We start from the raw sequence: 18,866 nt of genomic DNA, 5'->3' as shown, positions 1-18,866 counted from the left end.
AATATGCCTATATATTTTATTGTACAGTACATATAAATATATTTATGGCTATATCTCTTTATTCTGAATATTACCTGAGGATAGCTTATGCGCAGTAAAAACACGATCCTGACAAGTTTAGTCCTGATACTTCTTATTACATCATTTTCTGCATCTGCAGGGACAAATAATTCTTATCTGACAAACAGTGATACGCTTTTTTTAAAAGCCGGGCACGTAAACACTACATATACGGATGAGGACAATTATGCTTTTCTTTCACTGAATTCTGTTTCTTCTGAAAATACCTATGCATATTACATTGTACAGTTTTCCGGTCCTGTAAGAGATCAATGGAAACAGGACATAATCTCAACAGGTGCAGAGCTTTACACATATGTTCCGAATAATGCATTTGTTGTCAGGATGAATGCAAGTTCAATGGCTCAGGTTAATGAACTGGCTTTTGTAAAATGGATAGGTGAATACAAGTCCACCTACAAATACGACCCGGAAATTGAATCAGGTAGTAGCTTAGAACAAGGATTATATTCAGCTGAAACTGAAGAAAACAAGATATATTATATTTCTCTTTTTTCTGCAGATGAATATGTAAATGTAGTTGAATCACTCGAATCTCTCGGAGTTGAGGTTCTTGGTGGCTACGGAAAAACAATCAGGGTTCAGGTATCAGATTCTCAGATTGATTCTATAGCCGTTATCTCAGGAATAAGCTGGATAGAAGAATATGTCCAGCCGACTTTTGACAATGACATTGCTACAGGAATAATTACTACAGATGTAGTTCATGATACACACGGGCTCAATGGAAGCGGGCAGGTAATTGCGGTTGCGGATACAGGAATAGATGTGGGAGTTGATAATGAGTCCATGCATGCTGACCTGCGGGGAAGGATACTTGCAATATTTGATATTGCAGAAGACGGAGCTGCAGATCTTGCATCCGGGCACGGGACTCATGTTTCAGGTTCGGTGCTTGGAAACGGGAGTCTTTCAGGAGGACAGTATGCAGGAATGGCGCCTGAAGCAAAACTTGTAATGCAGGCTTTGGGAAGTACTTCAGATGGATTGTACCTGCCTTCGGGTGGCCTGGAGGAATTGTTCCAGATGGCCTATAATGAAAGTGCAAGGATACACACTAATAGCTGGGGTTCTGACACAAAAGGATTATACACAGAGTATTCAGAAGCCGTAGACCAGTTCATGTGGGATCATCAGGATATGCTGATACTTTTCTCAGCCGGAAATGAAGGAATTGATTCTGATTCAGATGGAGTAATAGATCCTGATTCAATTGGTTCACCGGCAACTGCCAAGAACTGTCTTACAGTGGGTGCATCTGAAAATGAAAGAGGAGCTACATTCTCAGTACCCCCTTATACAAAATGGGGGCTTGCATGGCCTAATTTTTATCCTGCATCCCCGATATCCGATGATTACATGGCATCGGACAGTGACGGAATTGCTGCTTTCAGCAGTCGTGGCCCAACTGACGATGGCAGGATAAAACCGGATGTAGTTGCTCCGGGTACATTTATTGCGTCCACCAGATCAAGTGTTGCCACAGGAACCGGTTGGGGTCTTATTAACAGCAATTATCTGTATATGGGTGGGACCAGTATGTCAACACCAATTACAGCAGGTTCAGCAGCCCTTGTCAGGGAATATTACACTGAAGTTGAAAACCTCAGTAGTCCTAGCGCTTCATTGCTGAAAGCTACAATAATAAACGGTGCATGCAACATAACACCGGGACAATACGGGACCGGGGATTATCAGGAGGTCAGTGGAAGACCGGATTATTCCCAGGGATGGGGACGTGTTGACATTGAGAACTCAATATATCCGCATTCTCCTGTTGTCATGAGATATTATGATTATATCCCTCTCAATTACAGTGAATCCTGGAATGTGAGTTATGATATACTCCACACTTCCAGGCCGGTGAGGGTAACACTTGTATGGACGGATTATCCGGGTGATTCTCTTGTTGAGATGCAACTGGTTAATAATCTTGATCTTATTGTGGAAGCTCCGGATGGCACATATTATGGAAACGATGCTCCCGATACTGTGAATAATGTAGAAGGTATTGAACTTCTTGAACCGGTTGCAGGCACTTATACAATAATCGTTAACGGAACAAACGTCCCACAGGGTCCGCAGAATTTCTCACTTGTAATTTCTTATGGTGAGCTTAGTAATATCTACATGTATCCTGAACACAATTCTTATACAACGAATGCAAGCACTGATGTTTACATAAATCTGACACATGTGGACGGAATAAATTCAAGTTCCATAGAAATGCAGATTGACGGCTCCTCTGTATCATATTCACTGGAAGCTATTTTTGGTGGATACAAGGTCCAGAACCAGTCCCAGTCATATTCCGAAGGATTCCACAATGTGTCCGTTACTGCGCTTACTGATCTCGATGAAGAACTGAATTACGGATGGAGGTTCTATGTCAGTATTGAGGACAATATACTCACTGTCCAGAGCCCGGTGGAAAATTCAGTGATACAGGATAATATTGTTCAGATAAATGCCAGCAACAATAAGTGGTGTGATTTCTGGTACAGGATTGACAACGGAACAAATTCCACAAGCCAGTCCGGATATTCACTGAATGCAAGCACAGTACTTTCAGAAAATACCCACAATATCACGGTGTATGCTGAGGATATAACAGGTTTCGTGAACTTGACAACTGTAAACTTTACTGTGTTTACCGAATCAGCAGAGATTGATTCCCCTGCATCAGGTTCGATTTACTATCTGCCTGATGACAGTTTTACCCTAAACGGAACAGTTGGAGTTGCAAGTAATGTTTCTGTTTATGTTAACGGTGCCCTGACAAATAATTCAGAGCCTGTTTCTAACGGAATGTTCAATGTAAGTAATGTTCCTCTTTTAAACGGGACAAATACAGTAAATGTAAGTGCAATTTACAATAATTCCCAGAATGAGTACTTTGTATCAAATACCACAGTATATCTCAGTTTAGGGCAGACCACCGACACCAGTTCAGGTGATCAGATTACTGTGACAGTTCCGGGAATTGACACCAATGTGAGCAATCCGGTGTTCAATTTCAACATAAGCGGTACATCCGCAAATCCCGGAAATATTTCTGCTTCTGCAATTAGAGGTACCCAACCCGGAAATGGTTCATATCTTACCGGTACAGTGCTTGATATAAGGGTCTACAATGAGTTCGACCTGAATTATTCATACCAGTTTGGCAGAAACGTTTCCCTGACACTTGGATATGATCCATATCGTGTAAATAACACAGCTAAACTCACAGTTGGCTGGTATGATCCTGATGAGGGAATATGGATTCCTTACAGGAGTATTGCCAATACTACAGCGCATACAGTTACTACAAATATAACTCACCTGAGCATTTATGCTCCACTGGAGGACAATACAGCACCTGTAATAAGCAGTGTTTCAAATTCCAGTACTTCATCAAGTATCACACTTGACTGGAACTCTTCAGATGATACTGATCATGTGGAAGTATGGAGAAGCGGTTCACTTCTTGGAAATTATTCCGGTTCTGAAATGGCAGATACGGGACTTAGTGCCAGCACTCTCTATAATTATAGTCTTCGTGCAGTTGACTATGTAGAAAATACCGGTGAATGGTATAACACCTCAGTAAGAACAAGTGCTGCAACAAGTACTAGCTCCACAAGCACTTCTTCCGGTGGCGGAGGAGGAGGCGGTGGAGGTGGTTCTACTGGTGAAGATGTGGATAACATTGAATTCAAGGATGTACTTTCAGTCTATGCAGGAAAGGATGATCTTGTAGATTATGATTTTACTAAAGATCAGAATGAGATTGATTATGTACGCTACACCTCACTGAAGAATGCAGGTAAGATAAGTGTGACAATAGAGATCTTGAAAAATACATCTGCACTTGTGGACACAGCTGCTTCAGGTTTAGTATACAAGAACATGAATATCTGGGTTGGAAAGACCGGCTATGCTACAGAAAGCAACATCAAGGATCCGGTAATAGGTTTCATGGTCAGTAAAGACTGGGTTGATGATAATGATGTTAACATTGGTACTATTGCCCTTAATCGCTATAGTGATGATGTCTGGAGCAGACTTGAGACTGAGCAGACAGGAGAAAACGCAGATTATTATTACTTTGAGGCAAGTACTCCGGGATTCTCGCCGTTTGCTGTAACTGCAGATATTCCTGTTATTTCAGCTGAAGAACAGGAGACAATAAACCATCAAACCGAAGCTGCATCACCGGACGACGATGAAGAGGGTGAACCGGTATTTTATGAGGAAAACAATACTGAGGATAAAGACACACCAGCGTTTTCCACTACTCTGACATTGTTGATACTTACATTTGCATTCGTATTCATCAGGAAACAGCAAAATTAATATTCAACTCCATCCCATTTAGCGCCGGAGATATCAAGTTGAAAGGAACAGTGCTTGGCATTGAGGGCACTGCGTGGAACCTCAGTGCTGCCATCGTAAATGAGAAAGATGTTATTGCGGAGGTTTCCGATATGTATAAACCTCCTACTGGTGGAATACACCCAAGAGAAGCTGCCCAGCACCACGCAAAGTATGCTTCCTATGTGGTAAAAGGAGTACTTGAGGAAGCAAAGCAGAAAGGACTAGATGCATCAGATATCGATGCGATCTCATTCTCTCAGGGCCCGGGACTTGGGGCTTGTCTGCGTACTGTGGCAACTGCTGCCAGGATGCTTGCAATAAGTCTTGATGTTCCTCTTGTAGGCGTAAATCACTGTCTTGCCCATGTTGAAGTTGGCCGCTGGAAAACACCGGCAACTGATCCGGTTACACTCTATGTAAGTGGTGCAAATTCACAGGTACTGGCTTACAGGATGGGGCGATACAGGGTATTTGGCGAGACACTTGATATCGGACTTGGAAATGCTTTTGATAAATTTGCACGCAGTGCAGGTCTTGGACATCCTGGTGGCCCACAGATAGAGCAATTTGCCAGAAATGCCTCTAATTACATTTCCCTTCCCTATGTTGTAAAAGGAATGGACCTATCATTTTCAGGACTCTCAACTGCAGCAACCGCAGCACTCAAAGATAATTCCATGGAAGATGTGTGTTATTCATTCCAGGAAACCGCTTTTGCAATGGTGGTTGAGGTTACCGAACGTGCACTTGCTCATACAGGAAAGAACGAAGTGCTTCTTGCAGGCGGTGTCGGTGCTAACATGAGACTCAGGGAAATGCTTGATATCATGTGTAACGAACGCGGTGCCAATTTCTATGTTCCTGAAAAGAGGTTCATGGGTGATAACGGAGCCATGATAGCTTATCTCGGACTCCTGATGTATGATTCAGGCAATGTGATTGACGTTGAGAACTCACATGTAAATCCGAACTTCAGGCCGGATGATGTTGATGTAACATGGATTCCAAGGGATTTAGAGGAGGGGATGCAGTCATGAATCTGACCAATGGTGCCGAGGCTGTCGTCAGGGTTGAGGAAGGAGTTCTTATCAAGGAAAGAGTTCCGAAGAACTATCGCCTGAAAGATCTTGATGAGCGCATCAGGAAGGAGAGGACAAAAGCGGAAGCAAGGCTGATATCTGAAGCAAGAAGGGCCGGTGTTCCAACTCCTATCATTTATGATATTGAGAATTCCACAATAAAAATGCAGTACATCGATGGAGTTGCATTGAAACATGTTATCGATGAGAAGCTCAGCGAGCAGATAGGTGTTCTTGTTGCGGAATTGCACTCAGCCGGAATTGTACACGGTGATTTGACAACGTCCAATCTTATACTTTTCAACGATAAAATTTACATGATTGATTTCGGTTTATCCTTTTTTGAAGGCAGTATCGAAGCACGTGGTGTTGATGTGCATGTCCTTTTCAGGACGTTTGAAAGTACGCACAGAGGCCATGAAAAACTTATAGAGGCATTCTGCCGTGGCTACAGGAAAGAATTCGGGCAGGCTGATGAAGTGCTTGAAAGAGTGAAAGAAATAGAGAAGAGGGGAAGATATGCGTAAGATAGTTTTTGTTACTGGTAATAAGGGTAAGTTCAGGGAAGTTAAGGATATACTTGCCACCAAGGGCTTTGAGGTTATACAGAATACAGATGGTTACCCGGAACTCCAGGAAGATGACCTCGAACCAATTGCAGCCTATGGTGCCAGATGGGCATCTGATAAACTCGGACTTCCTGTAATGGTGGATGACTCAGGACTCTTCATCAATGTGCTTAATGGTTTTCCAGGACCTTATTCTGCATTTGTGGAAAAGAATCTTGGAAACCCAAGGGTTCTTAAAATCATGGAAGGTGAAACCGATAGGTCTGCTGTATTCAAGTCGGTGATAGGATACTGTGAACCGGGAGCTGAACCATTTACATTTACAGGAACTGTGGAAGGTAAGATTGCTTTTGAGGAACTTGGAACAGGTGGTTTTGGCTATGATCCGATATTCGATTACAATGGAAAAACATTCGGAGAACTTGGTGATGAATTCAAGAACACAGTTTCACACCGCAGGCGTGCTCTGGATAAGTTTGTAGAGTGGCTGGATTCTCAAAGCTAACTGCCAATTTTGTTAATTTGATTAAGAATACAGGAATGTGAAAAACGTGGGGGTTAAAAAAAGTTCTTTTTTTAGGGATACCAGAGGTATTGACACAGTTCCTTTAAAGATGGTATTCTATCTTGCCATAACGGGTGCTGTTATTTTCCTTATGGCTTTCTCATGGAATAATATGGCTCCTGTTTATTCAGGAGCTAAGGACAGCAAGCAGATTAATTCTGCTGTACTGGAAATAGTGTCCATACAGGACGGATATGCCAGAAATGTTCAGGAAACGAACTCGCTGGAAGGTTCTATATGCAGCATTGAACTTTCATTGCCCGATGTCAGCTTTCTGTCATTTGGCGTGGATCCGGACTCTAATTTAAATGGTAATCTCAGTGATAATTCATGGATTGTTGAGAATAACACCATAATCTGTCAGTATGATAATGGTGCCAGGAATCTGTATCACATTGATGGTGAAACCATCATTTTCAAAAAAGGCAAGCTGGATAATTCTACCGGTTTATGGCTGCCTGATGCAAATACCGAGTCTGCAGGAATCGTGATTGGAGGTCCGATATCAGGTACTTTTAATTTTGAACTGGTATTTGACGATGGAAAATGTACAATTTCACATTTTTAGAATTAGTGAGGTATTATTTATTTACATATAATTTAAAATTGGGCTTTGTAAAAATAGAAAAATGTTCAGATCAACATGAAAATGTCATGTTGATTCTGTTTTGTAAGTAAAATCTGAAACTCAGATAAGTTCTACTGCTGCACCCAGTTCTTTCATAACCTCAAAGAAGTTAGGGAACGAAATGTCCACGGCTTCAGCAGTATCTATAACAGTATCTCCGGCAACCATTCCGGCAATGGTGAGTGCCATTATTATTCTGTGGTCATGCCATCCGTGGAGGTCGGCTCCTCTCAGTGTGCCGCCTGTGATTATAAGCTGGTCTGGTTCTTCACGTACTGAAATGCCCATCTTGGTAAGTTCAAGTGCCATTGCGTGCAGCCTGTCGGTCTCCTTGTAACGGACATGTTCCGCATTTTCGATAACTGTTGTTCCTTCGGCACATGCAGCCAGAACTGCAATTGTTGGTACAAGGTCAGGTGTTGCACCTGCGTCGAATACTGTTGCCTTAAGGCCGTTGCCTGTTATCTCTGCTACACCGCTTTCTTTGTCCCAGGATATTTTAGCACCCATGCGTTCGAGGACATCGATAATTTCAACATCTCCCTGTTTTGATGGGAAGAGATTTTTCACGGTAACAGTTGACCCTGTTACAGCGGCGGCTGCAAGCAGGTATGAAGCTGAAGAGAAATCTCCCGGAACTGTGTATTCTTTCAGGTTGTACTTCTGGTTTGCAGGAATGATGAATTTGATAGTGTTTCCTTCTTCAACGAGGATCTCTGCACCTGCCTGTTCGATGAGTTCCATTGTAACGTCAACATATGGTCTTGATTTCATCTCACCTTTGATGGAGAGTGTTGTGCTCTGTGTGTTCAGTGGACAGGCAATGAGAAGTGCTGATATGAACTGTGAACTGATGGAACCATCAATTGTAGTAATGGCGCCTTTAAGTCCTCCGCGCACTACAATAGGTGCACAGCCGTTTCCTCTTGTGGAATATGCCTCCACGCCAAGTTTATTGAGGACATCAAGGAGGGGCTGGTTTGGCCTGTTTCTGATAGAACTGTCACCTGTAAGTACGGTAACTCCAGTTGTAAGTGCTGATACTGCTGTCATAAAACGCAGTGTTGTTCCCGAGTTTGCCACATCAATAACGTTATTTGGCACGTGAGGCTTACCACTCACTCCTTTTACGTGAATTCTATCCTCGTATTTCTCAATAATTGCTCCTAATGCTTCTGATGCACGGATACTTGCAAGCGTATCGGCTGACATAAGGGGGCGGTGAATCACACAGTCATCGGAGAGTGCGGCAATTGTAATTGCACGATGAGTATAGCTTTTTGATGGTGGTGCGAAGACTTCACCATTTACTTTTGAAGTGCTGACAGATACTTTCATTTTATCCTCTTTGATCTCGGATTACTATAAGTGTAATAGTTAATATCTTAATATCTCATTCCCTGTATTCCTATATTCAGATATTAATTTCAATTAGCTTAATGTAAATATGAGTTTTACCCTAGCTTCCTGTGACAAGATGACTTTCTTAATGATATTCTTATCGATGTGATAAGAATTGCTGTTCCTCTTTTGTTAGAAAAATCGTTTCAGATAACTTAAAACAGCTTCTGTTATAGAATGAATTTGTCATCTCTTCCGCTTTCTTTTTATTATATGCCGCAAAATCTCAGAACTAATAATTGGACATCGGCATATAATATATTGTGCATTACACATCATGGTGCTAAAAATGAAGTGCTATACCATAGGATACGGAAACCGACAGCTTGATGAGTTTATCTTCATGCTGGCAGAGAACAGGATAACTCATCTGGTCGATATAAGAAAGTATCCACAGTCAACTTTCAAGGTATATGATCGGGAATCACTGGAAGACATACTTCCAAAGAACAGTATTCTTTATTATCATTGTGAAGGCGTTGGCGGCATGCGTGAAACCACATATGTGGAGTATATGGACACAGAAGCATTCCAGAGCAGCCTGAAAAAACTGATTTCTCTTATCAGTAAGGTGAATTCTGAAAACGGGAGGATAGTTCTTATGTGTGCTGAAAAAAGCCCAAAAGGTTGTCACAGGCACTACCTTTCAAATAAGCTTGAAGAAAAAGGAATTGAGGTTATCCACCTTGTTGAACAGGGGCAGACAAGCCTCTTTAACTTCTAACTCTATGTTAATTTAATACTATCTTTTCGATTACTGCATTGCATGCAGACGCCTGATACGTTCTTCCGTAGTTGGGTGCGTCCTGAACAGGTTCATCAGCGAGTGTCCTTTTAGCGGGTTTACGATGAACATGTGTGCAGTGGTCTCAGATGCCTGCACATCGTTTCTTCTTGGACGATAGTTATTGCTTCCGTATTCCAGTTTCTCAAGGGCACTGGCAAGAGCCCATGGTTTCTGAGAGATACGAGCTCCCTCCTCATCGGCTGAAAATTCCCTTGATCTTGAGATTGCAAGCTGGATAACCGTTGCTGCAACTGGTGCTACGATAGCAAGTGCAAGGAATCCTATAATATTCCCGCCACCTTCGCTGTCTCTTCCTCCAAAGCCGCCGAATATGGCTGCCCATTTGACCCAGGTTGCTATCATTGTGATAACACCGGCAATGGTTGCTGCAACCGCACTGATAAGCGTGTCTCTGTGTTTTACGTGTGCAAGTTCATGCGCCAGTACACCTTCAAGCTCTTCTGCATCTAACAGGTCAAGTATTCCGGTGGTTGCAGCGACTGCGGCATGCTGTGGATCTCTGCCTGTTGCAAATGCATTTGGCATTGAAGTGTTCACAATATATACTTTTGGCATTGGCAGGTCTGCACGCATAGCAAGTTTCTGTACAATTCCATATAATTGCGGAGCTTCGGCTGCAGTGACTTCCTGAGCATGATACATTTTCAGGACAATTTTATCACTATACCAGTAGCTTCCAAAGTTCATGATGATCGCAAATATGAATGCGATTATCATTCCTGATGTTCCACCAAGCAACTGGCCTACAATAACCAGTAAACCGGTAAGAGATGCCAGTAATAAAGTGGTTTTTAGCATATTTCCCATAATTTTCCTCTTAGATATGATGTCATTTCTAAGTGCAAAATTGTTGTTTGTTCTTCTATAAAAAGGTATCTCTACATCCGGATACTTTTTCCTATGATATAATTTCACAAAAAACAGAAAACAGGTACAAAAGAACTCTTTTTTTGAATAAATCCGGATTACACATAAATAAAATAAAGTGGAAATTTGCCTTTTAAGGCAAAATCCCTGGGACTTCAGACCAGTGCGGGTTTCTCATCACGATCTTTAGGTTCCTCGTTTCCACTTCCATCTGCACAGGCAATACTTGCAGAACTTACACTGCCAACACCCAGAGTTACATCAAGGATGAACTTGTCAACAACCGATTTCATATCATTGGAAAGACATGACAGCTCGTCTGCAGATCTTGAAAGTTCCTGCATGGTTGAATTCTGTTCCTGGACAGACGCTGAAGCTTCCTGCGTACTGGCTGCCGATTCCTCTGAAATGGCACTCACCTCTTGAATAGAAGAGGTTATTTCTTCAATGGAAGCTGATTGTTCCTGTGCGGCAGCAGCAATATCCTGTACCATATTTGCGATCATTCCGCCGGATTCAACTACCTGTTCAATATCAATTGCAACGGTATTCAGAGCTTCTGCTCCATTTGTAACCTCTTCTGAACCCTGCTGGATAGATACAACAGCATTATCAGTTCCTTCCTGTATTTCCGCTATAAGTGTTGATATCTGCTTTGCCGCATTACCTGAATCCTCTGCAAGTTTACGTACTTCATCTGCAACCACGGCAAATCCTCTGCCATGTTCTCCTGCACGTGCAGCTTCAATTGCAGCATTAAGTGCAAGCAGGTTTGTCTGGTCTGCAATATTGGTTATCAGATTGACAATTTCTCCAATCTGCTTGGATTTTCCTGCAAGCTCCATGATAACATCAGATGACTCGCCGGAAGTGTGTTTAATATTTTCCATTTTCTGCAGCAGGTCTTTTGTAGTAGTCCTGAGGTTTTCCATGAGTTCATTTGAACTCTTGGCATTTTCAGCAGCCTTACTGGAATTAGTAGCTACTTCCTGTACTGTCATCGTCATATCTATCATGGCTCTTGAGACCTCTTCTGTTTTTGAGGCCTGGCTTTGAGCACCTTTTGCTATCTCAGAAACTGTATCTTCTATCTGATACGCAGAAGATGTCATTTCTTCTACGGAGGCAGACATTTCCTCGGCAGTGGAAGCCACATTCATAGAACTGTTATGTACAAGTGATACCACGTTATTTAATGATCTTCTGGCATTTTCTATTCCGTCTGTCAGTTTCCTGACGTCTCCTTCAGCAACAAGGGTAAGCGGTTTTGAGAGATCATTATTTGAAATAGCTGCAAGAACTTCACTTGACTCTTCAATCAGGCCCTGGAGCTTATCACCAAAAATGTTGAGGGCATCGGCAAAGTCTTTGAAATCACCTCTTGCCTCAAGTTCAAACCTTGCACCAAGGAGACCTTTACTATATTCGTTAACCAGGCGTATGGCTTCGTTCATTGGTGTGACAAGAGCATCGATTGCTTCATTCACAGCATCAATTGCATCTTTGTATGCACCATTGTATTGTGAGGAATCAGACCTGTATTCAAGATTACCATTCTTTGCTTCATTTCCAAGTTTGACAAATTCATTACCCAGGTTTTCAATATTGCTCATCATTGCAATATAACATGGAATAAGCTCATCATTCTCTGAACGTTTACCCACTTCTTTGAGTCCTTCAAGATCACTCAGGTCACCCTGAGCTATCCTCTTGTTAACGCCCATGACTGTCAATATTCTGTCCCTTACACCGTTAGTAGCAGTCGCAACTTCATCATAGATTCCCTGGTAATCTCCCTCTACCTTTCGCGTATGATCATTATCGACCATCAACTGCAGTATCTCATTACTCTCTACAAGACCACCAAGACCATCGATGCATTCGTTGATATTGTCTTTTATGTGATTGAAGTCTCCCAGGTATTCATCAGTAATCTTTTCAGGTATTTCTCCCTTTGATATCTGTTCAATATAATCTGCTGTCATGTTCAGCGGATCAATAACAGAATCAAATGCGTGGTTTACTGTGGTTATTGCTTCATTGAACAATCCCCTGAAATTATCCGCATTTGCTCTGTAGCGAAGGTTTCCATTTTCAGCAGCATGTCCAAGTTCAATGAACTCATCAGTCATTCCCTTCACATTCTCCATCATTGCAATGGTATAAGGAAGAAGTTTGTCATTTTCTGAGCGTTTTCCAACAGATTTGTATTTATCAAGATCGTTGAAATTTCCTGCAACCATATATTCAAAGGTGCGCTGGATGTTGAGAAGCCTGTTGCGCACTTCATTTACAGCATATATGTTATCCTTGAACACTCCGTTGTATTGTCCGGTAGCTTCAGTTTCAAAGTCATTAACTGCAAGTTTCAGAAGTACGTCTGTTCCTTCATTAAGTGGTTCTGCGATTGAATCCAGGAGGGTGTTCTGTGATTCTATAATTCTTTTGAAGTCTCCTTCGTGCCTGGATGAATCCGCACGCAGATCCATAACACCTTCAATACCTGCCTGGGCAAGTTTTTCAGAATCCTCAATAAGGGCATTAATAGCATCCACGCAGAGGTTGAGGTTATTCTTGAAATCATTGAAAGTGCCTTTGTATTCCCTCTCGATTCGAGGTGGAATGTCTCCCATTGATATCCTTTGTACGTATTTGGACGCGGCAAGAAGCGGTTCCACAACAGCATCCATCAGGCTGTTAAAGCATCCTGTAATGTCCTGTGCATCAGTACAGGATTTTGCAGTTCCAATACGTGCATCAAGATGTCCTTCAAGCGCTTTAGCCAGAATCTCCTGCATTTCACTTCTAATCTGTTCCTGCTCCAATGCTGCAGTTTTCCATTGGATTGCTTCATCAATAAAAGCATTTAGTTCTTCAGCAGCGGCTTTATCTGTATCACTGCCTTGCAAAGGTATTCTGGCTTCAGTATTTCCATTTTTAATAGAAGCCAGCACATCAGGAATCTCTTTAATCACTTTATTTGTGCCAAACATGGTATAGTCACCTTGTTACCGGTAAATTCTGTAGAATTGCGGGAATCACTGTTTATACTGTATATTTTGAACAGATACTTTTTATAACAGTTATCAATTAATTTATGCCAAAGAGGCTATATTAGTCTTATTATAAAAAGATTTCACGATAAAATAATACATTCAGTTATTTCAGGTTTAAGAAATGCAGTTGGTCAAAGTGATAAGAGTTGTTTCAATGAGGTAAATGTCCTCTTATAAGCAAAAAAAGTTTCATTTTGCAAAGATGTAATTCTGGAGCGATCCAACATTTGAATTCAATAGTTAAATCTAAAAAAATCATTTAGATTGCAACAAAAAAGAAAAATAACAGACTTATTTAATTTTTCAGGCTGCTATGATTAAAAAAGACGATGGAACATTTGGAATGTTCCGGTTCATATCTCTTCAATAACAATATCTTCTTCAAGATCCATTTTATTGAGCATTGCTTCCAGTTCAGCAAGATCTGCTTCCAGATCCTGCATTTCAGTGTCAGTGATTCCTACCATTTCTTCACTGAGTAACTCATCGGCAACACTAATGTTTTGGGTATTGTCAGTTTGATCTGTGCTGTCACTTAAATCGCTTTGTTCCTCTGTAGTGCTCTCTTTATCAGCACAACCTGAAATAGCAAGACTGAAGAGCACCAAAGCAATGATAATTAATTTTCTGGTTTTAACCATTATACCACCTATTCTAACTCCGGTTAACTCAGCTCTCAGTCACGTTTGCATCGTCGTTTTCGTCCTCATTACTCTCATCTTCAGAATCTTCATCAGATTCTTCTTCATCATCAACTGAGTCATCATCGCCATCATCTTCCTGCTCATCCTCGGTTTCCGCTTCAAGTTCATCTTCTGAATCTTCATCGTCAGCATCATCGTCATCCACGGCTTTGTATGCCCATTCACCGTCAGTACCTTCAGCTTCGTAAGTTCCCTGACCTGCAAGCACTACTGAACCTGTTCCTTCAGCAAAGAGGTCAATTCCACTTCCTTTTATCATGACTGTAAGGCGGCTTCCCTCAATGTGAATATCACCAGAAAGTCCGATGAATACAAATGCACGATTGTTGTCAGTGCTGTTTCCTGCATCTATATTTGATTCCTCATACTCTTCCTCATCAACATCAATCACAGCATCGTCTGCAAGGTCCTTGACAATAATGTTAACATCTTCTGCAGTGACATCAATTGTAACATTTCCTGAAATTACAACGGTTCCGTTTCCATTTGCTTCAAGTGTTCCTTCGCCGCTAAGTGTGATCAGTCCTTCCCTCTGCTGCTTTATTTCACCAAACATATTGCGCAGGAGTGCATTTGCTTCAGTTATGTCTTTACCTGCTTCTGTAAAGTACTGGTTTGCTTCCCTGATGTTCTCTGAATCAGTACCTTCACCGTGCATGTAAGCATTTCTTGCCTGTTCCTGCTTTTGTTCGGCTGAGGCTATAAGTTCGTTATATTCGGCAAGCATCTCTTCAAGGTCTGTTACATCCTGGCCATTCTGTTCCATTCTGGCAATTTCATTTTCAAGACGATTTGCCATGTTCTTGGATGTCTGAATAACTGTTCCTACCTTGTTGTCAATAACTTTTCCTTTAGAGACTACGCGATCTTTACGTACATCATTCCAGATGCTTCTGATGTTCTTTGCAGCTTCAGCAAGTTCTTTCCTTGTGTCTGCATCCTCAACATTTTCTCTTTCATCCTCAAGCAGATCTATGTAATCCGAATCTTCATCCTCATCAAGGAAAGTAAGTATATAATCTATAGAACTTATCAGGTATTCTTTTGTGGCGTTTATAGCTTCTTCAGTATTAAGGTTAGGATTCTGGGACTTGACGTTTGCAAAATTGCTCTTTGCCGCCTGATAGTTATCTGCAGCGTTAGCAGCGTGAGTATTTGTTATTTCTGCTCTCTTAGTTGTTCCATTCTCTGTTGCATTAACCCTGTCCCTGTCTTTGACCTGTGATTTTCCATTGCTCTGGGAGTCATCACTGCTGTCATCGTCAGTGGTTTTAGCACTGGCACTATTCACTGAACCTTTTATACTTGCATGTTCATTTCCATTTTCTGATGCTGCCATTGCACCCATTGGAATAATGCTTATAAGCATCATTATTACTGCAAAAATCGTAATTATTCGCATTCCCTTTTTTGTTTTGCCCATCATAAGAGTACCCTCCAGTTCTCTTGTATTCAAATCAATATTTTATGATTTTTATGAATATGATTTTAGTTTTTTAATATATAAATATCTGTGAAACGTAAAGATGTGAAAATGGGATAAACCTGTGAAGGCTATCCCATTTATCTCTCCCTTTCTGCTTTCGTTTTACTTTCGTGTTTTAATCATGCAACTTATTCTTCACTGATGCATGATCCATCTCTGGCGTGGATCTGATCTCCAGCTCCGTTGCCAGCACCCTGTCCATTTCCTGCCCCACGAGGCCCTGTTCCGTCGCAAACACCATCGTTTGGACAGTTGTCACAAATTCCATCTCCGTCTTCATCTACAAAGTTGTCGCAGATTCCATCGTTAAGACAGTAGGCACCATCACAACTTCCATCTCTATCTTTATCCTGGTCTCCCATTCCTTTATAATCGCCATATGCTGCCATAGCAGATACTGCAAACAAGCTGAACAACATAAGTGCTGCAGCAATAAGTGAAAGTTTCTTTGTGTTCATATTTATTCTCCCTCTATATTGTTTCTAATTTGCTTTCTTTTATTTTGACCGCAAGCGCAGGCCTGACTTTGCCATGGTAGTATAGTTTTGCGGTTGACATTGTCCTATCTTGGTAGTATAGTTGTTTTCAACCTGCACTTGCAAATCCAGCATTGGCAGAGGGGAATATAAGCATACTTTACTTCATGGAAACTTTATGGATACTTCAATACTGAATAAAGGCTTATAACAGTTTATTTTACTTGATAAAACTTTAGGATACTTCAGATTGCCATTAGAAGTAACTATTATATGGGTGTACTATGTAAATATACATCCTGTGTTGAACAAAAAAATAATCCTGCTTAGCTTGAGTGTTATTTTATTTGCAGCTCTTTGTCTTCCGGCATCAGCTCAGGAGGCAACAATACATGGTGCTGTATATGAGTGGGATTCATTTGATCCGCTTGAGCATGTCATTGTGGAAGTCAATTCAACACCTTCCCAGTCAATGCTTGCAAATTACGGCATTTATTCTTTCAGTCTGGATCCTGGAACCTACCTGATATCGGCAAGTTATTACAGTGGAAATGAACTGGCGGCATACACTGAAGAAGAAATAACCATTACAGATGATGGTGATTATGTATTGGATTTAATTCTGTTTCCGGTATACTCTGATGATCCATTGCTTAATGAAAGCGATTTTACAGAACTTGATGATATAGCCAGTTTTTCAGAGTCCGATGAGGAAACGTCTTCATTCCCGTCAGTAAATTCAGCTTTGATTATTATCGTCCTTCTGATCTTAATTCTTGCAGGAGTCATCATATTTGTAAAACAGAAGAAAGGATCTTCAACACCCGGAAACTCTTCATATGCTGAGTTTTCAGGTGAATTTGAGCCTGATTATGTTGATGACTCAATAGGTGGTCTGGGTGGTTTGCCGGATGATCTGCGTGAAGTTATTTCCATCATTTCAAAGAATGGGGGCAGAATTACGCAAAAAGACCTTCGTACAAAAGTTAAGCATTCTGAAGCCAAAGTCAGTTTAATGGTCTCAGATCTTGAAAGCAGGGGAATTGTACGCAAATTCAAAAAAGGCCGGGGCAATATTATTATTCTTGAAGAGCCAGATTCAGCAGATAATAAGGATTTAAGTTCTGATGTAGCTGACTCATCAAATGAGAGTCCTGATGATGGGAAATGATGAAAAGGCAAACCAAAATATATAACTGCATTTAACGAGTATGGATGTTAGATTCAGAAATAGTTCTATTTATGTATTTATGATTTTATGAGGGTATACATGCGAGTTTCCATGGATATTGAGTTAAAAGATATTCCCGGGCAGTTGCTTCAGGCTTTAAGACCCGTTTCCGAGCTTAAAGGTAATCTGATTTCAGTGGTCCATCACCACGAAAAAAGGACTCCCCGCGGAACCATTCCGGTTCAGCTGGTTTTTGAGATAAAACCGGACAAGCTTGATGATATTGTTTCAAGTCTTGAAGAGAGTGGTATCGGTATCGTACGCATTGATGAGAAGAGATTTTTCGAGCACGGTGCAGTGCTGCTTATAGGACATATAGTCCACACAGACATACAGGATACCATAGATACCATTGACAAGACAGGTTATGCAGAAGTTGTTGATCTTAACCTTTCAATGCCAAAGATAAACATGGCATCTTCTGCTTCATTAAAAATAGATGCTGTAAGCAAGGAGCATATGGAATCAGCTATTGCTATTTTAAAGGAAATAGCAAAAAAGAAGGATCTGCTGGTAATTGAACCTATAAAAAGTCTGGGGGTAGCCTGATGAAAACTATTCGTGTATCAATTATTGGTTTTGGTGCCGTAGGTCAGGGTGTTGCCAGGGTACTGATTGATAAAAAAGAGTACCTTGAAAAAATGGGACTTGATTTTAAAGTGGTTGCTGTTGCAGATTCAAGATCCGCTGCCACTGATGATAATGGTGTTGACCTTAGTTCTGTGCTTTCCAGAAAACAAAATGAAGGTGTTGTAGGTTCTGAGAAGCTCAGTGGTCTTGAAATAATTGAAACAATGGACCACGATATTGTAGTTGAAACTACTCCTACTAATATTATAACAGGTGGCGTTGGTCTCCAGAATATGCTTTCAGCCTTTAAGCATGGAAGGGATCTTGTAACCTCAAACAAAGGTCCACTTGCAATGAAATATGGTGAACTTATTGACGCTGCAAAAGCAGGTGGTTCACATTTCAGATTTGAGGCAACAGTCGGCGGTGCAATGCCGGTTCTTAATCTTGCAAATGATGTGCTTGCAGGAAACACTATTACAAATGTTGAAGGTATTTTCAACGGAACCTGCAATTATATTCTTACTAGAATGATGGAAGAGCATGCTCCTTATGCGCAGATGCTTGCAGAGGCTCAGGAACTTGGCTATGCGGAAACCGATCCGACTTATGATGTGGAGGGAATTGACACCGCATTAAAACTTGTCATACTTGCAAACTGTGTATTCGGTATGAATGCAACACATGAGGATGTGACTATCACCGGAATTACAAAGATAACGCCTGAAGCACTTCTTCTGGCTCAGAATGAGGGCTATGTTATCAAACTGATTGGAGAGGTCAACGACAGCAGGATCAACGTTGCACCAAAACTAGTGCCAATAGATCACCCGCTTGCCGTTGGTGGTTCCCTTAACGTTGCTTCAGTTCAGACTGACCTTTCAGGTCCAATCACTGTAACAGGACGCGGTGCCGGTTCAATTGAAACCGCAAGTGCAATCCTCAGTGATATGATATCTATTTACAGGGACTAAAGTCCGGCATCC

The 18,866-nt window shown here is 41.3% G+C and carries 15 protein-coding genes; 9 read left to right on the top strand and 6 right to left on the bottom strand.

Translation table 11 applies throughout. The features are described from left to right. Positions 1-87: 87 nt before the first annotated feature. The 5 genes from V7O61_RS09970 to V7O61_RS09950 are packed head-to-tail and all read left to right on the top strand — an operon-like array spanning position 88 to position 7,221. Complete coding sequence (locus tag V7O61_RS09970; protein ID WP_407281924.1) at positions 88-4,419, top strand: PGF-pre-PGF domain-containing protein; 4,332 nt, start codon at positions 88-90, stop codon at positions 4,417-4,419. A gap of 38 nt (positions 4,420-4,457) precedes the next feature. After that, complete coding sequence (locus V7O61_RS09965) at positions 4,458-5,477, top strand: bifunctional N(6)-L-threonylcarbamoyladenine synthase/serine/threonine protein kinase (RefSeq protein ID WP_288067986.1); 1,020 nt, start codon at positions 4,458-4,460, stop codon at positions 5,475-5,477. Next, positions 5,474-6,046, top strand: coding sequence for a Kae1-associated kinase Bud32 (locus tag V7O61_RS09960; protein ID WP_407281925.1), 573 nt, complete (start codon positions 5,474-5,476; stop codon positions 6,044-6,046). The genes V7O61_RS09965 and V7O61_RS09960 overlap by 4 nt, the downstream gene beginning before the upstream one ends. Then, positions 6,039-6,593 (top strand): XTP/dITP diphosphatase, encoded by a 555-nt coding sequence (locus V7O61_RS09955; RefSeq protein WP_407281926.1) that lies wholly within the window; start codon positions 6,039-6,041, stop codon positions 6,591-6,593. Before V7O61_RS09960 ends, V7O61_RS09955 begins: the two co-directional genes overlap by 8 nt. Before the next feature lie 46 nt (positions 6,594-6,639). Further along, on the top strand, positions 6,640-7,221 hold the full coding sequence (locus V7O61_RS09950) for a hypothetical protein (protein WP_407281927.1): 582 nt from the start codon (positions 6,640-6,642) through the stop codon (positions 7,219-7,221). 120 nt (positions 7,222-7,341) lie between these two features. Here the strand turns inward: V7O61_RS09950 and aroA are convergent, their stop codons facing one another. Beyond that, complete coding sequence (gene aroA / locus V7O61_RS09945) at positions 7,342-8,619, bottom strand: 3-phosphoshikimate 1-carboxyvinyltransferase (RefSeq protein ID WP_288067980.1); 1,278 nt, start codon at positions 8,617-8,619, stop codon at positions 7,342-7,344. Between the two features lie 352 nt (positions 8,620-8,971). Between aroA and V7O61_RS09940 the strand changes: the two genes are divergently transcribed. Further along, positions 8,972-9,406 (top strand): DUF488 family protein, encoded by a 435-nt coding sequence (locus tag V7O61_RS09940; RefSeq protein WP_407281928.1) that lies wholly within the window; start codon positions 8,972-8,974, stop codon positions 9,404-9,406. A gap of 30 nt (positions 9,407-9,436) precedes the next feature. Here the strand turns inward: V7O61_RS09940 and htpX are convergent, their stop codons facing one another. The 5 genes from htpX to V7O61_RS09915 all read right to left on the bottom strand — a co-directional run bounded on the left by htpX (position 9,437) and on the right by V7O61_RS09915 (position 16,061). After that, the gene (gene htpX / locus V7O61_RS09935; protein WP_407281929.1) at positions 9,437-10,297 is read right to left on the bottom strand and encodes a zinc metalloprotease HtpX; all 861 of its coding nucleotides are present in this window, start codon (positions 10,295-10,297) and stop codon (positions 9,437-9,439) included. Between the two features lie 215 nt (positions 10,298-10,512). Further along, the gene (locus tag V7O61_RS09930) at positions 10,513-13,350 is read right to left on the bottom strand and encodes a methyl-accepting chemotaxis protein (protein ID WP_023846160.1); all 2,838 of its coding nucleotides are present in this window, start codon (positions 13,348-13,350) and stop codon (positions 10,513-10,515) included. A 416-nt stretch (positions 13,351-13,766) separates the two neighbouring features. After that, a complete protein-coding gene (locus V7O61_RS09925; RefSeq protein WP_407281930.1) occupies positions 13,767-14,054 on the bottom strand; it encodes a hypothetical protein in 288 nt (95 codons plus the stop codon). Between the two features lie 28 nt (positions 14,055-14,082). Further along, the gene (locus V7O61_RS09920) at positions 14,083-15,543 is read right to left on the bottom strand and encodes a hypothetical protein (protein ID WP_407281931.1); all 1,461 of its coding nucleotides are present in this window, start codon (positions 15,541-15,543) and stop codon (positions 14,083-14,085) included. 188 nt (positions 15,544-15,731) lie between these two features. Further along, positions 15,732-16,061: a hypothetical protein gene (locus V7O61_RS09915; RefSeq protein ID WP_023846163.1), complete on the bottom strand. Its 330-nt coding sequence runs from the start codon at positions 16,059-16,061 to the stop codon at positions 15,732-15,734. A 319-nt stretch (positions 16,062-16,380) separates the two neighbouring features. Between V7O61_RS09915 and V7O61_RS09910 the strand changes: the two genes are divergently transcribed. The 3 genes from V7O61_RS09910 (at position 16,381) to V7O61_RS09900 (ending at position 18,854) form a co-directional block, all read left to right on the top strand. Further along, positions 16,381-17,250 (top strand): helix-turn-helix transcriptional regulator, encoded by an 870-nt coding sequence (locus V7O61_RS09910; protein WP_407281932.1) that lies wholly within the window; start codon positions 16,381-16,383, stop codon positions 17,248-17,250. Positions 17,251-17,349: 99 nt separating this feature from the next. Continuing rightward, positions 17,350-17,859 carry an allosteric regulator of homoserine dehydrogenase gene (locus V7O61_RS09905; protein ID WP_023846165.1) on the top strand — a complete coding sequence of 170 codons (510 nt, stop codon included), beginning with the start codon at positions 17,350-17,352 and terminating at the stop codon, positions 17,857-17,859. After that, entirely contained in the window at positions 17,859-18,854 is a 996-nt protein-coding gene (locus V7O61_RS09900) for a homoserine dehydrogenase (protein ID WP_407281934.1), read from the top strand. Before V7O61_RS09905 ends, V7O61_RS09900 begins: the two co-directional genes overlap by 1 nt. The last annotated feature ends 12 nt before the right edge of the window (positions 18,855-18,866 follow it).

The organism is Methanolobus sp. WCC1 (genome assembly GCF_045690315.1).
Lineage (GTDB): Archaea > Halobacteriota > Methanosarcinia > Methanosarcinales > Methanosarcinaceae > Methanolobus > Methanolobus tindarius.
The sequence above is the reverse complement of the archived record's forward strand: the minus strand, read 5'-3'. Positions and strand labels throughout refer to the sequence as shown.